Below are 22,239 nucleotides of genomic sequence, written 5' to 3'. Positions count from 1 at the left end.
ATCCGTCAGTGAACTGCTGCGCGCACCGCGCCCACCACCGCGCGGGTGGACTGACGGCTACCGACGGTGATGCGCACACCGCCGTCGGCGTAGGAACGCACCTGCAGTCCGGTGTCGTCGAACACCTCCCGCCACTGCCGCCCGAACGACGGAAGGTAAACGAAGTTGGCGTGCGAGTCGGTGCTGTACACACCCAAGGCCCTCAGCCGCATGCGCAGATAACGACGTTCCGCGGTGATCATCCGGATACGTTGTTGCAGTTCACTTTCCGCATCGTACGACGCGGCGACCGCCACCAGTCCGGTGATCGCAATGCCGAACGGCGGCTGCATGGTCCACAGCCTGCGGGCCAGCTCGGGGGCACAGAAGCCGTAGCCGACGCGCAGGCCGGCCAACCCGTACGCCTTCGAGAAGGTACGCACCACAACGACATTCGGATACCGCGCGACGAGTGCCGGAGCATCGATCCGGTGATGCGGCGCGAGGAACTCCACATACGCCTCGTCGAGCAGGACCACGGTTTCGGCCGGGATGCGTTGAAGGAAACGCTCGATATCGGCCGCGGGTTCGACCGTTCCGGTCGGATTGTGCGGACGGCACAGCACGACAACCCGGGCGTTGTCGGCGGCGTCGGCCATGGCGTCGAGATCCTGGTGCCCGTGCGTGTCCAGCGGAACGGTGACCGACTCCAGCCGGGACATCTGCGCGAAGATCGGATAACCGTCGAACGTCGGCGACGTCATCACCATCCGGTCACCCGGGCTCGTCACGGCGCTCAGCACCTGCATGATCACGCCCGTGGCACCGACACCGATCACGACCTGCTCGTCGCGAACGCCGACATGTTCGGCGACCAGAGCGCGCAGCCGCTCGGGCAGGAACTCCGGATACCGGTTGCCTGCGTCGATCGCGGAGACAAGAGCCGAGCGCACCGTGGGAAGTGGTGTGAACGGATTCTCGTTGAGTGACAGCGCCATTGAGTTTACCGCGGGGGGTAGAGCGCCGACAGCGGCGCCGGTCACTTCGCGGTTCGGGGTGGCCATCAGCCCCGACCGCCCCATCGCACGGCAGCGGCTCCTGCGAAGTCCCCGGCGTGGGCGAACGCCGACATCATCACGATGTCGCCCTTCTTCAGCTGGCCCTCGGTGATGGCGCGGTCCAGATTGATCGGGATGCCCGCGGCGAACAGGTTCCCGCAGTCCTCGAAGGTGTCGCGGTGGCGTTCCTTGGGCAGCTCCAGTGCTTCACGCCAGTTCCGCAGAAACGCGCGGTTGGGCTGATTGGTGACGAGGAGGTCGAGATCCTTGGGTTTCACGCCGATTCGGTCGGCAACGGCATACGACACCTCGGGCACCTGACGGTTGCCACGGGCCAGCACCTTGGTGATCTTGCTTTCCGTGAAACCGATGTAGCCCTCCCCCGTGCCGGGCTGCCACCACTTCCGCGGCGGATCGACGGCGAGCGTCATATCGCCGGCGTACTCGCCGTAGGTGCGACATTCGATGTCGAGGATCGGCGACCGGTCCGACATGGTCACCAGCCCGACCGCGGCGCCATCGCCGGGAACCGACGACTGCGCCTTGCGCCGGACCGTCGGCTGGTCGAACGCCTGCCCGGCCGCGTTCTGGGCGATGGCGATCAATGCGGTCCGCCCTTCACCCGACTCGATCAGATTGCGCGCCACCTTCAGCCCGAGCACGAAGGCCGCACATCCACCGTTGTGCAGATCTAGCACCCAATTCGGCTTCATCCCAAGGCGATGCGCCATTCCACCGCCGCCGCCGTAGAACGGGATGTCGGGCATCTGGGTATGGGTGATCAGGATGTCGGCACCCGCGATCGTGTCGTGCCCGTGGCGTTCGATCAGACCGGCGGCGGCACGCTCCACCATGTCGATGGCGGTTTCATCCTCGGCCACGTGATGGCGGAACTTGGGCGCCCGGAACATCACGTTGTCCCGCAGGTCGTCGGACTCCGCGAACTGCGCGTAGTAATCCGCGGGGATCGGTTCCCCGGGTAGATATGTCGACACATCGATCAAGCTGACGCTCATCAGGTCCTCACTTCATCCAGTCCGGTGTGATGGAAAGCCCGTTGCGGTGCCGGTATTCGGCGATCGCCTTGAGGTTCTTCAACTCCAGCAGGTGCCCGGGGCCGAACATGTCCCAGAAGTCGCCGACCCAGACCGGCCGATTCGGCGGCGCGGTCTCCGGATACGGGTTCTTGTCGTAGAACGGGTGGTGGCAGTTCGTCCACAGCACCACCGAGCCCGGCTTGTCGAGCACCACCTGGGCATCGACGATGCGCATGAGGTAGATCATCCAGAGGTGCTTGCCCTGGTCCCACGCGCAGTGATAGTCGACCGTACCCGCCTCCTTGTTCGCGACGGTGCGGGTGAATATCGGGCTGCCGGTCTCCCCGCCGAGCTTGTCGTACGCGACCCACAGGCCGGGCTCCTCGGTGGGTTCGAACCCACGCAGGCTGTACGTCCACTCCTCGAGGCATCGAGTGTCGGACATGTACTCGAACAACTCATCGGGGGGACAGTCGACGTAATCATTGACGGTGCAATACGGTCCGTACACCTCGTCGTGCGGATAGACCGAACGCATCATCTCCATGATGATCGGCGTGGCCTTCTCCCTCGGAGATGTCTCGACGCGGATCACCCCGTCGATGGGATCGGCTGAACCTCGATGGACGGTGATGTCTTCAAGCGCGGGCAGCGACATTGCGTTGCTCCTTCTGTGCGATGTGCGGTTGACTCACTGCATCGGCGGCATTGCCGAGAAAGGCTGCGAAAGGCGGGATTTCATCTGCGGAGCATTCGATACTGACGACCGAGGGGCCGTCGACTTCGAATGCGCCTTCGAGCGCGTCGGGCAGCGCGTCGAGTTCGTGGACATCGGTTGATCGCAGCGCCGGGAACATCGCCGCCAGTCCGGCACCCAGCCGGCTGGGCCCGAACCGGTTGTAGCTGTAGACGTCGCCGTAGAACAGCTGCTCGCGTGTCACGCACATCGCGTGCGCGTGGTTGTCGAACAGCAGAAATGTGATGGGCAGCCGATATTGAAGCGCGGTGTGAATCTCCATGCCGTGCATGAAGAATGAACCGTCGCCCGAGATGACGACCGTGCGGCCGCCGGTGTCGGCAGCGCGGGCGAAGGCCATCCCGATTCCGGCACCGAAGCTGTATCCCATACCGCCCATGCCGAGGGCTACGACGAATCGTCCACCGCGACGGACCGGCAGGTGATGTATCGCCGAAGCGCCGATGTTGCCCGCATCGACGATGATGTCGGCGGTGTCGGGCAACGCGCGGTCGAGGACCGCGAGCGCGTCGCGGTATCGAATCCCGGGACCGTCGTGCGCAGGTGGGCGGAGTTCGGAACGCCGCATCGAATCGGGCACGTGCACTCGGGCCGGGCGACCGTGGCCCGACAGTGCCTCAATGAGAAGCGAAAGCGATCCGCGCAAGTCATCGGTGTGCACGTGCGTGCACGGGAGATACGGAGTCTCGGCGCCGATCGAGTAGACCTCCGCCGACCGCATCGCGTCTTCCAGTCCCGCGCGAGCGGTCACTGACATCCGGGTGCCGACCACGAGGCACACCGCACTCTCGGCGATGGCGCCCGCGACGCCGGGATGGCCCATCACACCGGTCACTCCGAGCGCGGACGACGAGCCCATTCCGGGCGTGCCCGCAACGTCTTTGGCGTCTGGCACGCATGCCACCCGTGCGCGCAGCAGCGCACGAAGCTGTTCGAGTTCTGCCCGGGCATCGTCGCGTGCCACCTGTTCGCCGGCGATGATCGTGACGGGCCCGCCGGCACGCCGTAGCGCAAGCGCAATCGGATGAGGATCGCCGATGTGGACGTCACGCTGATCGACCGACACGTCGCCACCGTTGTGTGCGGTCAGTGTCGCCTGCTGAATATCCTTGGGCAGCAACAGCACTGCGGGTCCGCCGGTGCGGGCGGCGGCAATGGCCTCCGGTAGCGCCGTAACGATGTCCTCGGGTGACGTCACGCGCCTGCAGTAGATGGACACCGCCGAGAACAGCGCCTGTGCGTCGAGTGCACCGTTACGTCCGCTGGTGTCCTGGAAGGACCCCCGGCCGTCGAGGGATGTCGGCGCCTGCCCGATCAGCGCCAGCACCGGCACTCGGCTTGCGAAGGCTTCTCCCAGGCCCGGCACAGTGTTCAGGCAGCCACCGCCCGACGTCGCGGCTACGACTCCTAGTCCCGCGCCGCTGCGACTGTAGCCGTCGGCCATTGTCGCAGCGGAGAACTCGTGCTTCGCGAGCACCGCGGTGATGTCCTCGCGGTAGAACGCCGCGTCGTAGAGGTCTTCGATATTGGCACCGTCGACACCGAAGATGTAGTCGACGCCCGTCGCGGCGAGATGGCCGACGATGTGGTCGACAACTCGATGCCTGCCCATTGGTCTCCCCTAGTGCTGTTCGCGCTGTTTCATAGAGGACACGTGTGGTTGATGGATTCGGTTCACCCAGTGGCTGGAATCACAGCTGTTTTTCGAGCAGTACCTCGCCCGAGTCAGGTGAAACCAGTTGCACAGCAGCGATTTCCTCCACAGGGAGGGGGGTGTTAGCGCTGGGCAGCGCCGTCGCACCGGACAGCCCGAGCCATGTTGCGACCTGGCTCGTACTGCCGTCGCGGCCGACGATGACCATCCCGAGGTTCTGCGGCGGTGCGTCGCGCCGGCCCCAGTCGCCGTATGTGCATGCCATGTCGATGCGGGTGCCCCAGCCGTAGCCGGTCAGGCTGATGGTCGCGTTGATCGGCGTCTGAGAAACCTTCGTCATCGCCATCGCGGATCCGGCGGCCTGGTCGGTGCCCGTCTGCATGCCCAGGCTCTCCGGGCGAATCGCGATCACCAATGCGACCGCCAGCACAGCGGCCGCGGTCGCCAGCACGGCGGTGGTCATCCAGCGGGAGCGCTTGCGCCGCGCGCTGACGCGGTGAATCAGCGAGTCGAGCACCTGAGGCGGTGGCTGCGACTGCTCGCCGCCGAGCGCCTCGACATCGGCGCTGTCGAGTTTGGACAGCAGCGCCGGTATTCCGCTCAGTTCCGCAACGGCGGCCCGGCAACGCGGACACGTCGACAGGTGCGCCTCGTATTCGCGGTGCTCCTCGGCCGACAACGAGCCAAGGATGTAGGCAGCGTCCCACGTCGCATAGCGATCGTCGTCGACCCCTTCAGGTCCTCTGGGTAGTCCGAATTGTGTCATCGTGTCACCCCCATCTCCTGCAGCTTGAGTCTCAGGGCTCGCATTCCGTAGTGCAGCCGCGACTTCACCGTGCCCTCGGCGATGTCGAGGTCCGCCGCGATCTGTGCGGTCGTGGCGCCCTGGTAGTACGCGCGGCTGATGACCGCCCGATGGTCCTCGGACAGTTGGGCCATGGCCTCGCTGAGCAACATTCGGTCCAGCGCCGTCTCCACCTCGTCGGGCCCCGCGTGGTCCGCCGCCTGCTCCATGTCGGGGGTGCCCGATTCGCTGCGGTACCTCGCGCTCCGTCTTTCGTCGATCACGAGATTACGCGCCACGGTGAACAGCCACGCCCGTGCGGATCTTTCTCTGTCCGCCGTCACCTCGGGATGGCGCCATGCACGCATCAGCGTCTCCTGCACGACATCCTCCGCCCGAGCTGTATCCCCGGTGAGCCGCACGGCATAGCGCCACAAAACGGCGGCGTGCTCCTGATAGAGCACCCGCATGACCTGCGCTTCTGCGGTCTCCGGGTTGTCCAAAATTCAACCTCCGTTGTTAATACGAGGTTGCCGGTCATCCGGTTCAGTGTCGAGTGTGCGCCGCGGCGCGTCGTCGCTCTACCGCGTCAGGATCCGCGGTCCGTCGTCGGTCACGGCGACGGTGTGCTCCCAGTGTGCTGCGCGCGATCCGTCGGCGGTGACGACAGTCCATTCGTCCTCGAGGACCACTGTCTTCGTGGTGCCCAGGGTCAGCATCGGCTCGATGGCCAACACGGATCCCGGTGCCAGGTGAGGGCCGCGGCCGGGCGCGCCCTCGTTGGGCAGGAACGGGTCCATGTGCATTTGCCTACCGATGCCGTGACCGCCGTAGCCCGCGACGATTCCGAATTTGCGGCCGTGCCGCGCCTCGGCGGCATGCGTCTCGACCTCGATCGCGTGTGACACATCGGTGAGCCGGTTGCCGGGCAGCATCGCGGCGATGCCCGCCTCCATGGCTTCGCGGGTGGCCGCGGACAGCGCTTCGTCGACGGGGATCAGCGCACCGATACCGAAGGTGATCGCCGAGTCACCGTGCCAGCCGTCCAGGATCGCCCCGCAGTCGATGGACACCAGATCGCCTGATGCCAGGGTTTCGGTCGCGGAGGGAATGCCGTGCACCACACGGTCATTGACCGACGAGCAGATGCTGGCCGGGAAGCCTTGGTAGCCGAGGAACGACGGGATACCGCCACCGTCGCGGATCACCGACTCGGCGATCTCGTCCAGCGCGAGCGTGGACACCCCGGGCACGGCGGCGTTTCTGACGGCGAGCAGCGCAGCGGCGACCAGAGCGCCCGCGGCGGCCATCGCATCGAGTTCAGCAGGGGTGCGCTGCGGGACGACCCGGCGGTTACGTAGCCCTGGCAGGCCCACCATCGGCGTATCCGTTCCGGCTAGCGGCCGAGTGCCTGCAATGCCCGGGCGAAGACCTCGTCCAGCGCACCGACGGCATCGACGCTCTTCAGGTTGTTGTGGGAGTAGTACTCGAGCAGCGGCTCGGTCTCGTCGCGGTACACCTGCATGCGGTTGCGGATCACGTCTTCGGTGTCGTCGGCGCGGCCACGGGCCTTGAGCCGCTTGAACAGCTCGTCCGCCGAAACCGCGAACTCCAGGACCGCGTCGAGCTTGGTGCTGTGGTTCTTCAGCATCTCGTCGAGGGCCTTCGCCTGCTCGACCGAGCGCGGGTAGCCGTCGAGGATGAAGCCGGATGCGGCGTCCTCCTGCTCGATCCGGTCTTCGACGAGCGCGTTGGTGAGGGTGCTGGGCACCAGGTCGCCGGCGTCGAGGTAACGCTTGGCCTCGACCCCCAATTCGGTGCCTTCGCTGATGTTCTTGCGGAACAGGTCCCCGGTCGAGATCTGCGGGATGCCGAGCTTCTCGGAGAGCTTCTGTGCCTGGGTTCCCTTGCCCGCCCCGGGCGGTCCGAGTAGAACGACTCTCACTTCAGGAACCCTTCGTAGTTACGTTGCATCAGCTGGCTCTCGATCTGCTTGACGGTATCCAAACCGACACCGACCATGATCAGAACCGCAGTACCGCCGAAGGGCAGGTTCTGTACGGAGCCGGTATTGCCGATCTGCAGGAACAAGTTCGGCAACACGGCGATCACGCCCAGATAGATGGAGCCCGGCAGGGTGATCCGGTTGAGCACGTATCGCAGATAGTCGGCGGTCGGCCGGCCCGGGCGAATACCGGGGATGAAGCCACCGAACTTCTTCATCTCGTCGGCACGTTCTTCGGGGTTGAACGTGATCGACACATAGAAGTACGTGAAGAAGACGATCAGAGCGAAGTACACACCGATGTAGACCGGGTCGGCGGGGTTCGTGAGGTACTCGGCGATGAACCTCGAGAACCACCCGTTGGCCGCGTTCTGGTCTCCGCTGGTGATGAGCTGGGTGATGAGGTGCGGGATGTAGATCAGCGACGACGCGAAGATGACAGGGATGACGCCCGCCTGGTTCACCTTCAGTGGCAGGTACGTCGACGTGCCGCCATACATTCGCCTGCCGACCATGCGTTTGGCGTACTGCACCGGAATGCGTCGTTGTCCCTGCTCCACGAACACCACGCCGACCACGATGGCCAGCGTGGCCGCGCAGACCGCGGCGAAGACCAGGCCACCGCGGCTGTCCAGGATCGACTTGCCCTCGCCGGGGATCGCCGACGCGATGCTGGAGAAGATCATCAGCGACATGCCGTTGCCGACGCCGCGCTCGGTAACCAGCTCGCCCATCCACATCACCAGTGCGGCGCCTGCGGTCATCACGAGCACCATCACGACCAGCGTGAAGATGTTCAGGCCTTCGCTCTGACCCTGGATGATGTCCAGCGTGCAGCCCTGCAGCAGGCCACCGTTGGCGGCCAGCGCGATGATGCTGGTGGATTGAAGCAGTGCCAGCGCGATCGCCAGATAACGCGTGTACTGCGTCATCTTGGTCTGACCGGACTGGCCCTCCTTGCGGAGCTGCTCGAACCGTGGAATCACGACGGTCAGCAGCTGCACGATGATGCTTGCGGTGATGTACGGCATGATGCCGACCGCGAATACCGACAGCTTCAGCAGCGCGCCGCCGGAGAACAGGTTGATCAGCGAGTAGACCTGTCCCGAGGCACCCCCACTGACATCTGAGATGCACTGCTGCACGTTCGGGTAGTTGACACCCGGCGACGGAATCGATGCACCGATCCGGTACAGGACGACGATGCCGATTGTGAAGAGGATTTTCCGCCTCAGGTCGACTGTTCGCAGTGACGAGATGAAAGCCGAAAGCACTCTTCCTCCTGCGCAGCCGACCTGTGACTAGCGGCATGCAAATGTGGCTGGTCTGACCAGCGAGTTCTTGGTTAAGTCGGGTGTGCCACCCCGTCAGGCTCGCAGCCTGCGAAGTCACGCGTCAAACAGTCTACGAGACTAACAGTTGCAGCTCGGATGCCCTGCATCATGCCGCCCGGACCGGCACTCACAGTCCGCTCTCAGCTCGGGAACATACCGTGGAGCCATCTCGTTAAATCTACTAAGTAAATAACTTCGTTAGGGGCAGATGATGGCAAGGACTGAGAACGACACCTGGGATCTCGCGTCGAGCGTCGGCGCGACGGCAACGATGGTCGCCGCGGCGCGCGCGATCGCGACGACCGCCGACGACGCGCTGATCAACGATCCCTTCGCCGAGCCGCTGGTGCGCGCCGTCGGCGTGGAATTCTTCACCAAGCTGGCGAGCGGCGAACTGCGTGCCGAGGACATCGATGCCGACAACGCTTCGGTCGGGATGGCGCGGATGACCGACAACATGGCGGTCCGGACCAAGTTCTTCGACGAGTTCTTCACCGACGCGGCCGCCGCAGGCATCCGCCAGGCGGTCATCCTGGCGTCCGGCCTCGATTCGCGGGCCTACCGGCTGGCGTGGCCCGCGGGCACCACGGTCTACGAGATCGATCAACCCGAGGTCATCGAGTTCAAGACCAAGACGCTCGCCGAGTTCGGCGCCGAACCGACCGCCGACCGCCGGACCGTAGCGGTGGATCTCCGTTTCGACTGGCCGTCGGCACTGATCGCGGCGGGTTTCGACCCGAGCCAGCCGACCGCGTGGAGCGCCGAGGGACTGCTCGGTTACCTGCCGCCGGAGGCCCAGGACAAGCTGCTCGACACGATCACCGAGCTCAGCTCCGCTGAAAGTCGCGTCGCAGTGGAGAGCACACCGGGCATCGACCCGGCCGACCACGAGAAGGCGATCGAGCGGATGCAGGAGGCCGCACAGCAGTGGCGGGACCACGGTTTCGAACTCGACTTCGCCGACCTCATCTACATGGGCGATCGCAACGAGGCTTCCATGTATCTGGCCGATCACGGCTGGCAGATCTCGTCGCAGAGCGTCAAGCAGCTGCTCAGCGAGAACGGTCTGCCCGAAATCATCGACGCCGATGAGGACGTCGCACGTTTCGGTGACCTGCAGTACGTCAGCGGCATACTCAAGTAATGAGCGGCACGGACAGTCGAACGGACGGGGACAGCTGGGATCTGGCGTCCAGCGTCGGCACCACCGCAACCATGGTCGCCGCGGCGCGCGCGGTGGCCAGTCGTGAAGACGACCCGCTGTTCGATGACCCGTATGCCGCACCGCTGGTGCGCGCGGTCGGCCTGGATTTCTTCACCCGCCTCGCCGACGGGGAGGTCGAACTGCCCGACGGCGGCAACCCCGGCGGCCCGGCGTTTCTGGCCACCTCCATCGCGGTGCGGACGCGGTTCTTCGACGATTTCTTCGTCGACGCCGGCACGGCCGGAATCCGGCAGGCGGTGATCCTCGCGTCCGGCCTGGATTCACGCGCGTACCGCTTATCGTGGCCGGACGGGACCGTCGTCTACGAGATCGATCAGCCGCAAGTCATCGAGTTCAAGACATCGACGATGGCGTCGATCGGCGCATCCCCCGCCGCGGAGCACAGGACGGTCGGTATCGACCTACGCGAAGACTGGCCGAAAGCGTTGCGTGACAGCGGCTTCGATGTGAATCAGCCGACGGCGTGGAGCGCCGAAGGCCTGCTGGTGTACCTGCCGCCCGATGCGCAGGACCGGCTGTTCGACGACATCGCCGCGCTCAGCGCGCCGGGAAGCCGGCTTGCCACCGAGTACCATCCCGATGCCGCCGCCAGTATCGGCGCGCGCCTGCAGGAGATGAAAGAGCACTGGGGCCCCGAACTGACCCAAGCCCCGGTCGACATGGACATCACCAAGCTGTTCTACAAGGGTGAGCGCAACGGCGTGATCGAGTACCTCACCGAGCACGGCTGGCAGGTGTCCGCCCGTCCTCGTCCGGAGGTGTTCGCCGGCTATGGACGCACATTCCCCGACACCGAGACCCTTGTGCCGCTGCGGGAGTCACTCGCTGTCGTAGCGACCAGAAAGTAGGAACTCATGCCCCGTACAGACAACGACTCGTGGGATCTGGCGTCCAGCGTGGGGTCGACCGCGACGATGGTCGCCGCCCAGCGGGTGCTGAGCAATCGTGAGGGACTCATCTACGACCCATACGCCGAGCCGCTGGTGCGTGCGGTCGGACTCGACGTCTTCATCCGCGCGCTCGACGGCGAGATCGACCTCGAGGAGGTCGACCCTCGTTTCAACACCCGCCGCGCAGCGGAGGGAATGGCTGTTCGCACACGCCATTTCGACACGCTGTTCACCGATGCGACCGCCGCGGGAGTGCGCCAGGCCGTCATCCTGGCCGCAGGACTGGACGCGCGGGCGTATCGGCTGGCCTGGCCCGCAGGTACCACCGTCTATGAGATGGACCAGCCCGAGGTCATCGCGTTCAAGAGCGAAACATTGACGAAGTTGGGCGCCGAGCCCGCTGCTGACCGGCGTGCGATCGCGATCGACCTTCGCGAGGACTGGCCGAAAGTACTGCTGGACAATGGCTTCGACCCGACGCAACCGACAGCATGGATCGCCGAGGGGCTGTTGATCTATCTGCCACCGGAGGCGCAGGACCTACTGTTCGACCGTATCGATGAACTCAGCGCACCCGGTAGCCGTCTGGCCACCGAGCACATTCCGGACGTCAGTGCATTCTTCGACGAGCGATCACAGGAGATGGCCGATCGACTCAAGCAGTACGGACACGACGTCGAAATGTCGGAGCTCATCTATCGCGACGAACGCAATGACGTCATCGAGTACCTGACAGCACACGGTTGGAACGTCACGGCCAAAAAGATGCGAGACGCTTACGCCGCCAATGGATTCGCGTTCCCCGAGGATGGAGCGATGGGGTTCTTCGCGGACATGAGCTACTTGACGGCAGTGAAGGCTTAGTTCTCCGAAGCCTCCGGAGCGGTCGCCAACTCCAAGAATCTGCCGTAGCGGTCCTCGACCGCCGCACTCCAAGCCGGGTCCGGCTCGACGACGCGTTCCACCGACGCCCACCGGGCGGCATCGTTGATTGACGATTCGAGCCCCACGGCCATCCGGCCTAGAAACGCCGCGCCCAGCGCGGCCCCTTCGGCGACGCCGGACACGCTGACAGGTAATCCGGTGGCGTCGGCGATGGCCCGCATCCACGGGGCGACACGCGTGCCTCCCCCGGTCGCGACGATACGGGTCGTTGTGGCGCCGCTCATCTCGATGAGTTGGCGCACAACGAATCCCGATGCCTCGAAGGCGGCCCGTCGCACCGACGCGCCGTCATGCGTGAGGTCCAACCCGTCAAGCACACCACGGCGATCCGGGTCGTGGAGCGGGACGCGTTCACCGCGCACATACGGCGACCACACCGGCACCCGTCCTGGTTCGGCGTCGTCACCCGGCCCGACGAGGCGGTCCACCCAGCCGAGGAAGAGACCACCCGCGTTGCTCGGCCCGCCGATCTGACACCTGCCAGGCACCGGATGCGGAAGCGTCCACAGGCCTGGAACGTCCCGAAATTGGTCGATGGTCACCCACACGATCAGCGTCGTGCCGCACATCACGAGCACGTCGCCGACCTGGTCGGCGCCGGCCACGATCTGTTCGCACACCGCGTCGACTGCCCCCGCCGCCAGGACGGCGCCGCCGTCGCGCACCCGGCCCGCCGCGGCGCCCGTCGTCTCCACCCGGGGCATCGCCTCGGGTGTCGTGCCGCAGTCGGCGCACACCGCTTCACTCCAGCCGTTGCCGTCGAACAACGGATAGGCGGTGCTCGCAGTGGAGTTGTCGATCATCGACTCGCCCGCCAGCGCCTCGTTGGCCACCGCCATCGCGGGCCAGTACCCACGTGCGCTGGGCGCCTCCCCCACCGTGAAGCGCAGGAATTCCACGGCCTCGCCGGACAGGAATGTGGTTTGCGGACCCGCGGCCGAACGGCCGCGCACGTCTCCGTAGAGCAGCCCCGGCGTCATCGGCCGCCCGTCGCCGTCGACGGCGGTCAGCGAGGGCACCATCGCGGTCACCGCGACCGCGGCGGCATCGGGTCGGCCCAGTTCGGACAATGCCGTCAGCGGGCCCTGCCGCCACGCCTCGCCGGCGTCGTGCTCGAGTCGGTCCGGGGCGGGCACCCGCAGCCGATGCGGAATCCGCGCCCTGGCCGTCACCTGCCCGTCTTCGTCGACGGCGACGGCCTTGACTGCTGTCGTGCCGATGTCGATGCCGATTGTGGCGGCTTCTGCTGACACGGGCGCTACCGTACGCCAGCATGTCCATTCGTGAGCAGACTTCGCGCGCTCGTGACGGCCCCCCTCCGCGGTCCGGGTTTCGACACGCTGAAGCAGTTGGTCGACGTCGTCTACGACCCGTGGATCGAGCAGCGCCCACTGCGGATTTACTCCGCCGAGCAACTTGCGGAGAGGGCCACCGCCGAGCACGCCGATATCCTTGTCGTGGAGGGTGATTCGGTCAGCGGCTCGGTACTCGACCTGCCGTTGCGTGCCATTGCATCCACCCGTGGGGATCCCAACAACGTCGACATCGCGGCGGCGACCGCAGCGCGTATACCGGTGCTGCACACACCCGGCCGCAACGCCGATGCGGTCGCAGAAATGGCGATCGCACTGCTCTTCGCGGCCACGCGGCACCTGCTGACCGCCGACGCAGACGTCCGGGCCGGCGAAGTGTTCCGCGACGGCACCATTCCCTACCAACGGTTCCGGGCATGGGAGATCGCGGGGCTGACGGCCGGCCTGGTGGGTCTCGGCGCCGTGGCGCGCGCGCTGCGCTGGCGGCTGCAGGGACTCGGGGTGACGGTGATCGCCCACGACCCGTACAACGACGAGGCGCTTCACAGCCTCGACGACCTCCTCGCCCAGGCCGACATCGTCTCGCTGCACGCACCCGTCAACGACGACACCGTGGAGATGATCGGCACCGATCAGTTCGCGAGAATGCGCGACGGCACAGTGTTCCTCAACACCGCTCGGGCTCAGCTGCACAACACCGATGCACTGGTGGACGCACTGCGCAGCGGCAAGATCGGCGCGGCGGGACTCGATCACTTCGTCGGCGAGTGGCTTCCGGTCGACCATCCGCTCACGCGCATGCCCAACGTCGTGCTCACTCCCCATATCGGCGGTGCCACGTGGAACACTGAAGCCCGGCAGGCGCGGATCGTCGCCGACGACCTCCAGGCGCTTCTTTCCGGGCGCGCGCCTACCCATATCGTCAACCCGGAGGTGCTGTCCTCATGAAGTTCGTCGAAGACCCCGAGGACGCGGTGCTCGCGACGGCCAAGGACATGCTGCGCCGCGGACTCGTCGAGGGAACCGCTGGCAATATCTCGGCCAGACGCAGCGACGGCAACCTCGTGATCACACCGTCGTCGGTCGACTATCGCGATATGGCGCTCGACGACCTCGTGCTCGTCGATCGCTACGGCAGCGTGCTGGCGGCCAAGGAGGGCCGGGGCCCGTCGACGGAGATGGAGCTGCACCTTGCGTGCTATCGCGCATTCGACGACATCGGCAGCGTGATCCACAGTCATCCGGTGTGGGCCACCATGTTCGCGGTCGCGCACCAGTCGATTCCGGCCTGCATCGACGAGTTCGCCGTCTACTGCGGCGGGGACATCCGGTGCGCGGACTACGCGGCATCGGGGACAGCGGATGTGGGGAACAACGCCGTCAAGGCGTTGGAGGGCAGGGCCGCAGCGCTGATCGCCAACCACGGCCTGGTCGCCGTCGGGCCGCGGCCCGACAAGGTGCTGCACGTCACCGCGCTGGTGGAGCGCACCGCACAGATCGCCTGGGGCGCACGCGCTCTCGGCGGGCCGGTGCCGATCCCCGACGAGGTCAACAAGAACTTTTCCGCCGTATACGGCTATCTCCGCAAGAACTGATCAGCTGGCTCGTCAGAAGCGATAGTCGCCCAACCACAGCGCGGTGATACCGGTCATGGATCGGTCCGCCTGGCTGAACACCCCGGCCACCGAGCGGCTCACCAACACCGCGAGCGCATCGGACAGCGATGCGGCGGCGGGCGCGGATGACGGCTTGGGCCGCAGGAAGTCGAGCACCGACGAGCCCGGATAGCTGACCAGCCGGACGTCGTCGTCGGGATCGAGCCCGGTCAGCACCTTGGCGCGCGCGATCGCGGTGCGAAGGCCGCCGAGTTCGTCGACGAGACCATGCTCGAGCGCGTCGGCTCCCGTCCACACCCGGCCACGGGCGACCGCATCGACGGCGTCGACGGTCATCCTGCGCCCCACAGCGACCCGCTCGATGAAATCGTTGTAGAACAGGTCGGCCTCGGCTTCGACATGCGCATGCTGCGCCTCGGTGAAGGGCTGGTCGATCGACCATGCGTCGGCGTTGGCGTTCGTGCGCACCGAATCGGAGCCAACGCCGAGACGGTCCTTCAGCCCGCGTGCGACCAGCTTGCCGGTCACGACACCGATCGATCCGGTGATGGTTCCCGCGTTGGCCACGATCGCGTCGGCGGACATCGACACGTAGTAACCGCCGGAGGCCGCGACAGCACCCATCGATGCGACGACCGGCTTGCCGCCGTCCCGGGCCCGGTTCACCTCACGCCAGATGGTTTCCGACGCAGAACCCGATCCGCCGGGACTGTCCACGCGCAGCACGATCGCGGAGACGGAAGCGTCGGCCGCTGCCTCGCGCAGCGCGGCGGAGATGGTGTCGGCGCCTGCGCTGGAATTGCCGATCGGCAACACCTGCGGCCCGCCCCGGCCACTGACGATCGGACCGTTGAGAGTGACGAGGGCGATCGTCGGCTTGCCCTTTCGGCCGGGCAGCGGCGGCATGGGTGGGGACGGCCGCGATGCGGTCGCCTTGGCGTAGCGCGACAGGTACAACCGTGGCGGTGCGTCGTCAGCATCCGGGTCCCCAGTTCCAGGCGAAATACCCGGTGCGCCAACGAGTTCGGCGATGCGCGCGTACGCCTCGTCACGGAATCCGATGCGGTCGACCAATCGGCCGGTGACGGCGTCGTCGCGCAACAGCGGCGCCCTGTCGGCGAGCGCGTCGACCTCCGATGACTCGAGATGGCGCGATTGGGCGACCGCCTGCCACACCTGCGCATGCAGACTCTCGATCAGTCTGTTGTCAGCCTCGCGGTGCGAATCGGTGTAGCTGTCCTGCGTGAAACGGTTTGCAATGGACTTGTATTCGCCGCGCGCGACGAACTGCGGCTCGATGCCGAGCTTGTCGAGCGCATCCCGCAGGAACATCGCGCTGGTGGCGAACCCGATCAGCCCGACCGTGCCCGACGGCTGCATCCACACCTCTCGGAACGCAGAAGCGAGGTAGTACGACAGCGTGCCCGGGTAGGTCTCGGCCCAGGCCACCGACGGTTTGACGTCACTGAATGCCGAGATGGCCGCGCGCAGCTCCTGCACCGGCCCGGTAGCGGCGGCGGGAAGTTCGACGCGCGCGATCAGCCCCGCCACCCGTGGATCGTCGGCCGCTCGATGGATGGCCGCGACGGTGTCGCGAAGCACCAACGGCCGGTTGCCGCCGGTGATCATCGCCATCGGGTCGAAGCCGCTGGTCTCCTGCGGCACAGATGTCAGATCGAGTTCCAGCACACACCCGTCCGGGATTCCGTGATGGCGGGCGGTGTCGACCCGCCTGCCGAGTGCGCGAAGGTCGTCGATCCCGGGCACGCCGGGCAGAAATGCGAACATCCTGTGAGCCTACCGATGGGTTGCCAGGCTCTACGGAGTCGCAGGCCGCAGAAGCGATTCCGTTATTGCAGCTAGCAGGCTGCGGACGTCAGCGTCCGATGTACCGGATGAACTGCGGGCAGTAGATGGCCACCGACGCTTGCATGAAGCCCACTGCCTGCTCACGACTCAGGTTGCTGTTCTGCAACGAGCTGACGATGCCCCGGACGACCGGCGGCGGATTGGGGTTACGTGCCATTTCCGTGGCCATCGTGTTGCACACGTTCTTGCCGAGCGCCGGGATGTCGGTTTCGTCACCCGCCGTGATGCCCAGGGAGTTCACGGCCTTTTCGAACTGCTCGTCCGCGTCCTGGGCGTGCACGGACGCGCCGCCGCCGAAGACTGCGAAGCCGGCGGCGACCATCACGACAGTGATGGCGCGACGGACAGTGGTCATGTCAGCTCCTGAACTTTCGGCACGCGGGATGTAGATCGCTCCCACAGCCGATTGCGTTACCGCATTCCGCGTACACAAGAGCCCCCACCGTAACGGCAGGGGCTCATGTGTACAACTCGGTCAGAGCTCGGTCGCGGATCCGCCTGCGGCGGTGATCTTCTCGCGCGCGCTCCCACTGAACTTGTGAGCGGTCACGTTCACCTTCGCGGTGAGTTTGCCGTCGCCGAGCACCTTCACCAGCGAGTTCTTGCGTACGGCGCCCGATGCCACCAGTTCGTCGACACCCACATCGCCGCCCTTGGGGAACAGCTTGTTGAGGTCGCCGACGTTGACGACCTCGTACTCGGTGCGGAACCGGTTGCGGAAGCCCTTGAGCTTCGGCAGCCGCATGTGGATCGGCATCTGGCCGCCTTCGAACGTCGCTGGGACGTTCTTGCGCGCCTTGGTGCCCTTGGTACCGCGACCGGCGGTCTTGCCCTTGGAGCCCTCACCGCGACCCACACGGGTCTTCGCGGTCTTCGAACCCGGCGCGGGGCGCAGGTCGTGCAGTTTGATTGTCATCCTGAGACCTCTTCTACTTCGACGAGGTGGTGGACGGTCTTGATGAGTCCACGGGTCTGCGCGTTGTCCTCACGGACCACGGACTGCCTGATCTTGCGCAGCCCGAGGGTCCGCAGGCTTTCGCGCTGCTTCCAGCGCGCACCGATGGTGCTGCGCACCTGGGTGATCTTGAGCTCTGCCATGGGTTAAGCCGTTCCTTCACGCGCGGCCGACGCGGCAAGCGCATCGGCTTCGCGACGCGCCCGCAGCATGCCTGCCGGCGCAACTTCCTCGACGGTCAGGCCACGCCTGGCCGCCACTTCTTCTGGACGCTGCAGCAGCTTGAGCGCGGCAACGGTGGCGTGCACCACGTTGATCGCGTTGTCGCTGCCCAGCGACTTGGCCAGGATGTCGTGCACGCCAGCGCATTCCAGCACGGCACGCGCCGCACCGCCGGCGATCACACCGGTACCGGGGCTGGCCGGGCGCAGCATCACGACGCCCGCAGCGGCCTCGCCCTGCACCGGGTGGACGATGGTTCCGCCGATGAGCGGAACGCGGAAGAAGCCCTTGCGCGCTTCCTCGACGCCCTTGGCGATGGCCGCGGGGACCTCTTTGGCCTTGCCGTAACCCACACCGACCATGCCCTTACCGTCGCCGACGATGACCAGTGCGGTGAAACTGAACCGCCGGCCACCCTTGACCACCTTGGAGACACGGTTGATCGCAACGACGCGCTCGATGTAGTTGCTCTTCTCGCCGCCGTCGCGGCCGCCTCGGCCGCCTCCGCGGTCGTCGCGACGACCCCGGCCGTCGCGGTCACCACGACCGCCACCGCGGTTGTCCTGCGCCGGAGCGGCGCCAGCCTGCTCGGCCATCATGCAGTCCTTCCGTAGTCAGTCATTAGAACTTCAGCCCGCCTTCGCGTGCTGCGTCGGCAAGTGCGGCGATGCGTCCGCCGTAGGTGTAACCACCGCGGTCGAACACCACCGCGTCGATGCCTGCGGCCTTGGCGCGCTCGGCGATCAACTGACCGACCCGCACGCTCTGGGCCTTCTTGTCACCGTCCACCGCGCGCACGTCGGCCTCGATCGAGGACGCGGCGGCCACGGTGGTGCCGTCGAGATCGTTCACCAGCTGCACGTGGATGTGCCGCGACGAACGGTTGACCATCAGGCGCGGCACCTCGGCCGTGCCCTCGATCTTCTTACGCAGCCTGGCGTGCCGGCGCAGTCGCGAGGTCCGCCGGGCCGCGGACACGCTCTGCCCCACGGGCTTACGCACCGACGTCGCGGAATCTTTTGTGTTGGTAGCCATTACTACTTACCTGTCTTTCCGACCTTGCGGCGGATCTGCTCACCCTCGTAGCGAATGCCCTTGCCCTTGTAGGGATCGCTCTTACGCAGGCGGCGGATGTTCGCCGCGATCTGGCCGACCTTCTGCTTGTCGATGCCCGTGATCGAGAACTTCGTCGGTGTCTCCACCGCGAACGTCACACCCTCAGGAGCGTTGATGAGCACGGGATGGCTGTAGCCCAGGGCGAACTCGAGGTTGCTGCCCTTGGCCACCACGCGGTAACCGACGCCGAAGATCTCCATCTTGATGGTGTAACCCTCGGTGACGCCGGTGACGAGGTTGGCGACCAAGGTGCGCGACAGACCGTGCAACGAGCGGTTGAGGCGCTCGTCGTTGGGGCGTGCCACCACGATGGCGCCGTCGTCGTCGCGCGACACCTTGATCGGTTCGGCCACCGCCAGCTCAAGAGTCCCCTTGGGGCCCTTCACCGACACGTTCTGGCCGTCGATCGTCACGTCGACCCCGGAGGGAACCAGGACCGGTTGCTTTCCAATTCGAGACATAGTTAGTTCTCCCTCACCACACGTACGCGAGGACTTCGCCGCCGACACCCTCACGGGCCGCCTGGCGGTCGGTTCTCAGGCCGGACGACGTGGAGATGATCGCCACGCCAAGGCCGCCGAGAACGCGGGGCAGATTGGTGGACCTCGCGTAGACACGCAGACCGGGCTTGCTCACCCGGCGCAGTCCCGCGATGCTGCGTTCACGGCTCGGGCCGTACTTCAGTTGCACCACAAGCGACTTGCCCACCCGCGCATCCTCGGTGTGGTAGTCGGTGATGTAACCCTCGCTCTTCAGGATCTCGGCGATGTTCGCCTTGATCTTGCTGTGCGGCAGAGTCACTTCGTCGTGGTACGCCGAATTGGCGTTGCGCAGACGTGTCAAGAAGTCTGCGATCGGATCCGTCATGGTCATGACAGCCGGTTCACCTTCCTCGCGGCGGTTCCCCTATGGGCTCAATCCCTTTGGGGCCTACCGCAACCTTTTTGGTCAGTAGTAGTGCTGTTACCAGCTGGACTTCTGCACACCCGGCAGTTCGCCGGCGTGCGCCATTTCACGCAGGCAGATGCGGCAGAGCCCGAACTTGCGGTAAACCGCGTGCGGGCGACCGCACCTGTTGCAACGGGTGTAACCGCGCACCTTGAACTTGGGCTTCTTGTTGGCCTTGTTGACCAGTGCCTTCTTTGCCATCTGCTCAGTTCTCCTTGAAGGGAAAGCCCAGCGCCCGCAACAGCGCTCGTCCTTCGTCGTCGTTCGTCGCCGAGGTGACGACGGTGATGTCCATGCCACGGGGGCGGTCGATGGAGTCCACATCGATCTCGTGGAACACCGACTGCTCGGTAAGCCCGAAGGTGTAGTTGCCGGTCCCGTCGAACTGCTTGGGCGACAGTCCGCGGAAGTCGCGGATACGCGGCAGCGCGATGGAGATGAGCCGGTCGAGGAACTCCCACATCCGGTCGCCGCGCAGCGTCACGCGCGCACCGATCGGCATCCCCTCACGCAGCTTGAACTGTGCGATGGACTTGCGGGCCTTGCGGATCTCGGGCTTCTGACCGGTGATCAGCGCCAGGTCGTTGACCGCGCCGTTGATCAGCTTCGCGTCGCGGGCGGCGTCTCCGACTCCCATGTTGACGACGACCTTGACGACGCCAGGGATCTGCATGACGTTGCCGTAGCCGAATTCCTTCTGCAGCGTGTCCTTGATCTCTTCGCGGTAGCGCTGCTTGAGGCGGGGCAGTGTCTTTTCTTCAGTGGAGGTCATCTCAGATGTCCTTGCCGTTGGTCTTGGCGATGCGGACCTTCTTGCCGGTGTCGTCGTCCTTGCGGTAGCCGACGCGGGTGGGCTTGCCGTCGGAGTCGACGACCATCACGTTCGAGACGTGGATCGCGGCTTCCTGCGTGACGATGCCGCCGGACTGCGCGCCACGCTCGTTACGCGAGATCGCGGTGTGCTTCTTGATCCGGTTGACGCCCTCGACGAGGATCTTGTCCCGCTCCGGATAGGCCTGCAGCACCTTGCCCTTGGCGCCCTTGTCCTTGCCGGAGACGACCAGAACGGTGTCACCCTTGTGGACCTTCATTTACAACACCTCCGGGGCGAGCGAGACGATCTTCATGAAGCGCTTCTCACGCAGTTCGCGCCCGACCGGGCCGAAGATGCGGGTGCCGCGCGGGTCGTTGTCGGCCTTGATGATGACGGCGGCGTTCTCGTCGAACTTGATGTAGCTGCCGTCGGCGCGGCGGCGCTCCTTGACGGTGCGCACGATGACGGCCTTGACAACCTCGCCGCGCTTGACGTTGCCGCCCGGGATGGCGTCCTTGACGGTCGCCACGATGATGTCGCCGATGCCGGCATAGCGCCGTCCCGATCCGCCGAGCACGCGGATGCACAAGATCTCCTTGGCGCCCGTGTTGTCGGCGACCTTCACCCGCGATTCCTGCTGAATCACTCGAACTCCTCGACCTGGTAAATGTGTGCACGGCAGATTCCGACCTGACGTGCGCGGTCTTGCTGTCACCGAAGAGCACGCGGGGCCTATCCCGAGGGATCGGCCAAGGTCTGCCCAAGGCAACCCGTTGATTCTAGGTGAGGACCTGCGCAGAACCAAATCGCTGCTGGTCAACCCTCAAACGACGTCGGTCACGCAGCGAAAGCCGATGTGAGTGGTGGCGCTGTCCTGCGACTGAGGTGAGCGGGCGGCGGGACGGTATCGGTGGCAGTACTCCGGCGCACACAGATGCGATCCGCCTTTGAGGGCCTGGCTGACGGTGGGGTCGCCCGTCGGACCGGGGGTGCAGCAGCCCTTCGTCGTGCCGAGCCGGTGATGCGCCGAGAACTCCGTGGTCGTCCATTCCCACACATTGCCGATCATGTCGACCAGGCCGAACGCGTTGGCGTCGAAGGTGCCGACGGGGGACGTGCCGATCCAGCCGGCCGCGCCCTCGTTGCGGTAGGGAAAGTCGCCCTGCCAGGTGTTGGCCATCAGCCGGCCCGCGGGCATGACGTCCTCGCCCCACGGATAGGTGGTGGTGACGCCCGCGCCGGCGGCGTACTCCCATTCGGCTTCCGTCGGCAGCCGGCGACCGGCCCACCGCGCATAGGCCGCCGCATCGGGATAGGCGACCTGCACCACCGGGTGGTCGAGCCGGTCTCCAAAGTTCCAGCTCTCGCTGTCGGCGCCGAATGGATGCCGCCAGCTCGCCTCCGGCTCCCAGGTCCACCACTGGCGCCAGTCCCGCAGGTCGACCGGCCCGCTCGTCTGCCGGAACACCAGCGCGCCGGGCACCAGCTCCTGCGCCGGCACCCCGGGAAACAGTGCAGGATCCAGCGGCTGCTCGGCGACGGTGACGTATCCGGTGGCGTCGACGAATTCGGCGAACTGCGCGTTGGTCACCGGATGACGTTCGACGGCGATCGCCGCCACGGCCGCGGTGTGTGCGGGCGCCTCTTCCGGATAGAACTGCGTCGAGCCCATCCGAAACGATCCACCCGGCAGCTCGATGAGCTCGGTGAGCATGACC

Annotated in this window: 28 protein-coding genes; 5 read left to right on the top strand and 23 right to left on the bottom strand. The window is 65.9% G+C overall.

The window, feature by feature from the left end:
* Positions 1-5: 5 nt before the first annotated feature.
* From AB4Z42_RS03660 to secY, 9 genes are all read right to left on the bottom strand, one after another.
* Positions 6-1,043, bottom strand: coding sequence for a pyridoxal phosphate-dependent aminotransferase (locus AB4Z42_RS03660; RefSeq protein WP_442007734.1), 1,038 nt, complete (start codon positions 1,041-1,043; stop codon positions 6-8).
* The gene (locus AB4Z42_RS03655; RefSeq protein WP_442007733.1) at positions 1,043-2,053 is read right to left on the bottom strand and encodes a 3-oxoacyl-ACP synthase III family protein; all 1,011 of its coding nucleotides are present in this window, start codon (positions 2,051-2,053) and stop codon (positions 1,043-1,045) included. Before AB4Z42_RS03655 ends, AB4Z42_RS03660 begins: the two co-directional genes overlap by 1 nt.
* A 7-nt stretch (positions 2,054-2,060) precedes the next feature.
* Complete coding sequence (locus AB4Z42_RS03650) at positions 2,061-2,732, bottom strand: SRPBCC family protein (protein WP_442007732.1); 672 nt, start codon at positions 2,730-2,732, stop codon at positions 2,061-2,063.
* Positions 2,713-4,443 carry a thiamine pyrophosphate-binding protein gene (locus AB4Z42_RS03645; protein WP_442007731.1) on the bottom strand — a complete coding sequence of 577 codons (1,731 nt, stop codon included), beginning with the start codon at positions 4,441-4,443 and terminating at the stop codon, positions 2,713-2,715. The genes AB4Z42_RS03650 and AB4Z42_RS03645 overlap by 20 nt, the downstream gene beginning before the upstream one ends.
* A gap of 79 nt (positions 4,444-4,522) precedes the next feature.
* Positions 4,523-5,251 (bottom strand): anti-sigma factor family protein, encoded by a 729-nt coding sequence (locus AB4Z42_RS03640; RefSeq protein ID WP_442007730.1) that lies wholly within the window; start codon positions 5,249-5,251, stop codon positions 4,523-4,525.
* Positions 5,248-5,772: a sigma-70 family RNA polymerase sigma factor gene (locus AB4Z42_RS03635; RefSeq protein ID WP_442007729.1), complete on the bottom strand. Its 525-nt coding sequence runs from the start codon at positions 5,770-5,772 to the stop codon at positions 5,248-5,250. Before AB4Z42_RS03635 ends, AB4Z42_RS03640 begins: the two co-directional genes overlap by 4 nt.
* A gap of 78 nt (positions 5,773-5,850) precedes the next feature.
* Positions 5,851-6,648, bottom strand: coding sequence for a type I methionyl aminopeptidase (gene map / locus AB4Z42_RS03630; protein ID WP_442007728.1), 798 nt, complete (start codon positions 6,646-6,648; stop codon positions 5,851-5,853).
* Positions 6,649-6,665: 17 nt separating this feature from the next.
* Positions 6,666-7,214: an adenylate kinase gene (locus AB4Z42_RS03625; RefSeq protein WP_442007727.1), complete on the bottom strand. Its 549-nt coding sequence runs from the start codon at positions 7,212-7,214 to the stop codon at positions 6,666-6,668.
* Positions 7,211-8,548 (bottom strand): preprotein translocase subunit SecY, encoded by a 1,338-nt coding sequence (secY, locus tag AB4Z42_RS03620; protein ID WP_442007726.1) that lies wholly within the window; start codon positions 8,546-8,548, stop codon positions 7,211-7,213. Before secY ends, AB4Z42_RS03625 begins: the two co-directional genes overlap by 4 nt.
* 271 nt (positions 8,549-8,819) lie before the next feature.
* On the opposite strand from secY, the gene AB4Z42_RS03615 reads away from it, so the two are divergent.
* The 3 genes from AB4Z42_RS03615 to AB4Z42_RS03605 are packed head-to-tail and all read left to right on the top strand — an operon-like array spanning position 8,820 to position 11,587.
* Positions 8,820-9,752, top strand: a complete 933-nt coding sequence (locus tag AB4Z42_RS03615; protein ID WP_442007725.1) for a class I SAM-dependent methyltransferase — start codon at positions 8,820-8,822, stop codon at positions 9,750-9,752.
* Positions 9,752-10,681, top strand: a complete 930-nt coding sequence (locus tag AB4Z42_RS03610) for an SAM-dependent methyltransferase (RefSeq protein ID WP_442007724.1) — start codon at positions 9,752-9,754, stop codon at positions 10,679-10,681. Before AB4Z42_RS03615 ends, AB4Z42_RS03610 begins: the two co-directional genes overlap by 1 nt.
* Positions 10,682-10,687: 6 nt before the next feature.
* Positions 10,688-11,587: a class I SAM-dependent methyltransferase gene (locus tag AB4Z42_RS03605; protein WP_442007723.1), complete on the top strand. Its 900-nt coding sequence runs from the start codon at positions 10,688-10,690 to the stop codon at positions 11,585-11,587.
* Here AB4Z42_RS03605 and AB4Z42_RS03600 read toward each other — a convergent pair.
* The gene (locus AB4Z42_RS03600; RefSeq protein WP_442007722.1) at positions 11,584-12,921 is read right to left on the bottom strand and encodes a xylulokinase; all 1,338 of its coding nucleotides are present in this window, start codon (positions 12,919-12,921) and stop codon (positions 11,584-11,586) included. The two genes, AB4Z42_RS03605 and AB4Z42_RS03600, sit on opposite strands and share 4 nt — an antisense overlap.
* Positions 12,922-12,951: 30 nt before the next feature.
* Here AB4Z42_RS03600 and AB4Z42_RS03595 point away from each other — a divergent pair, with 30 nt between their 5' ends.
* Positions 12,952-13,929: an NAD(P)-dependent oxidoreductase gene (locus tag AB4Z42_RS03595; RefSeq protein ID WP_442007721.1), complete on the top strand. Its 978-nt coding sequence runs from the start codon at positions 12,952-12,954 to the stop codon at positions 13,927-13,929.
* The gene (locus AB4Z42_RS03590) at positions 13,926-14,576 is read left to right on the top strand and encodes an L-fuculose-phosphate aldolase (RefSeq protein ID WP_442007720.1); all 651 of its coding nucleotides are present in this window, start codon (positions 13,926-13,928) and stop codon (positions 14,574-14,576) included. The genes AB4Z42_RS03595 and AB4Z42_RS03590 overlap by 4 nt, the downstream gene beginning before the upstream one ends.
* A 12-nt stretch (positions 14,577-14,588) precedes the next feature.
* Here AB4Z42_RS03590 and sppA read toward each other — a convergent pair whose 3' ends face one another.
* From sppA to AB4Z42_RS03525, 13 genes are all read right to left on the bottom strand, one after another.
* Positions 14,589-16,385, bottom strand: a complete 1,797-nt coding sequence (sppA, locus tag AB4Z42_RS03585) for a signal peptide peptidase SppA (protein ID WP_442007719.1) — start codon at positions 16,383-16,385, stop codon at positions 14,589-14,591.
* 88 nt (positions 16,386-16,473) lie between these two features.
* Positions 16,474-16,821, bottom strand: a complete 348-nt coding sequence (locus AB4Z42_RS03580; RefSeq protein WP_442007718.1) for a DUF732 domain-containing protein — start codon at positions 16,819-16,821, stop codon at positions 16,474-16,476.
* A 120-nt stretch (positions 16,822-16,941) separates the two neighbouring features.
* Positions 16,942-17,382 carry a 50S ribosomal protein L15 gene (gene rplO / locus AB4Z42_RS03575; protein WP_442007717.1) on the bottom strand — a complete coding sequence of 147 codons (441 nt, stop codon included), beginning with the start codon at positions 17,380-17,382 and terminating at the stop codon, positions 16,942-16,944.
* On the bottom strand, positions 17,379-17,564 hold the full coding sequence (gene rpmD, locus AB4Z42_RS03570) for a 50S ribosomal protein L30 (RefSeq protein WP_442007716.1): 186 nt from the start codon (positions 17,562-17,564) through the stop codon (positions 17,379-17,381). The genes rplO and rpmD overlap by 4 nt, the downstream gene beginning before the upstream one ends.
* A gap of 3 nt (positions 17,565-17,567) precedes the next feature.
* A complete protein-coding gene (rpsE, locus tag AB4Z42_RS03565; protein WP_442007715.1) occupies positions 17,568-18,239 on the bottom strand; it encodes a 30S ribosomal protein S5 in 672 nt (223 codons plus the stop codon).
* A 25-nt stretch (positions 18,240-18,264) separates the two neighbouring features.
* Positions 18,265-18,633 (bottom strand): 50S ribosomal protein L18, encoded by a 369-nt coding sequence (rplR, locus tag AB4Z42_RS03560; protein WP_442008108.1) that lies wholly within the window; start codon positions 18,631-18,633, stop codon positions 18,265-18,267.
* Between the two features lie 47 nt (positions 18,634-18,680).
* Complete coding sequence (rplF, locus tag AB4Z42_RS03555; RefSeq protein ID WP_442007714.1) at positions 18,681-19,220, bottom strand: 50S ribosomal protein L6; 540 nt, start codon at positions 19,218-19,220, stop codon at positions 18,681-18,683.
* A gap of 13 nt (positions 19,221-19,233) precedes the next feature.
* Complete coding sequence (gene rpsH / locus AB4Z42_RS03550) at positions 19,234-19,632, bottom strand: 30S ribosomal protein S8 (RefSeq protein ID WP_442007713.1); 399 nt, start codon at positions 19,630-19,632, stop codon at positions 19,234-19,236.
* Between the two features lie 90 nt (positions 19,633-19,722).
* Positions 19,723-19,908 (bottom strand): type Z 30S ribosomal protein S14, encoded by a 186-nt coding sequence (locus tag AB4Z42_RS03545; protein WP_006245130.1) that lies wholly within the window; start codon positions 19,906-19,908, stop codon positions 19,723-19,725.
* A gap of 4 nt (positions 19,909-19,912) precedes the next feature.
* A complete protein-coding gene (rplE, locus tag AB4Z42_RS03540; RefSeq protein ID WP_442007712.1) occupies positions 19,913-20,479 on the bottom strand; it encodes a 50S ribosomal protein L5 in 567 nt (188 codons plus the stop codon).
* A 1-nt stretch (position 20,480) separates the two neighbouring features.
* On the bottom strand, positions 20,481-20,798 hold the full coding sequence (rplX, locus tag AB4Z42_RS03535; protein WP_442007711.1) for a 50S ribosomal protein L24: 318 nt from the start codon (positions 20,796-20,798) through the stop codon (positions 20,481-20,483).
* On the bottom strand, positions 20,799-21,167 hold the full coding sequence (rplN, locus tag AB4Z42_RS03530; RefSeq protein WP_014209128.1) for a 50S ribosomal protein L14: 369 nt from the start codon (positions 21,165-21,167) through the stop codon (positions 20,799-20,801).
* A gap of 177 nt (positions 21,168-21,344) precedes the next feature.
* A complete protein-coding gene (locus AB4Z42_RS03525; protein ID WP_442007710.1) occupies positions 21,345-22,235 on the bottom strand; it encodes a formylglycine-generating enzyme family protein in 891 nt (296 codons plus the stop codon).
* Positions 22,236-22,239: the final 4 nt, after the last annotated feature.

Origin of the sequence: Mycobacterium sp. 2YAF39 (assembly GCF_052114565.1) — a bacterium.
Classification (GTDB): domain Bacteria; phylum Actinomycetota; class Actinomycetes; order Mycobacteriales; family Mycobacteriaceae; genus Mycobacterium.
Note: the sequence above shows the minus strand (reverse complement) of the source record. Positions and strands in the feature narration are given on the sequence as shown.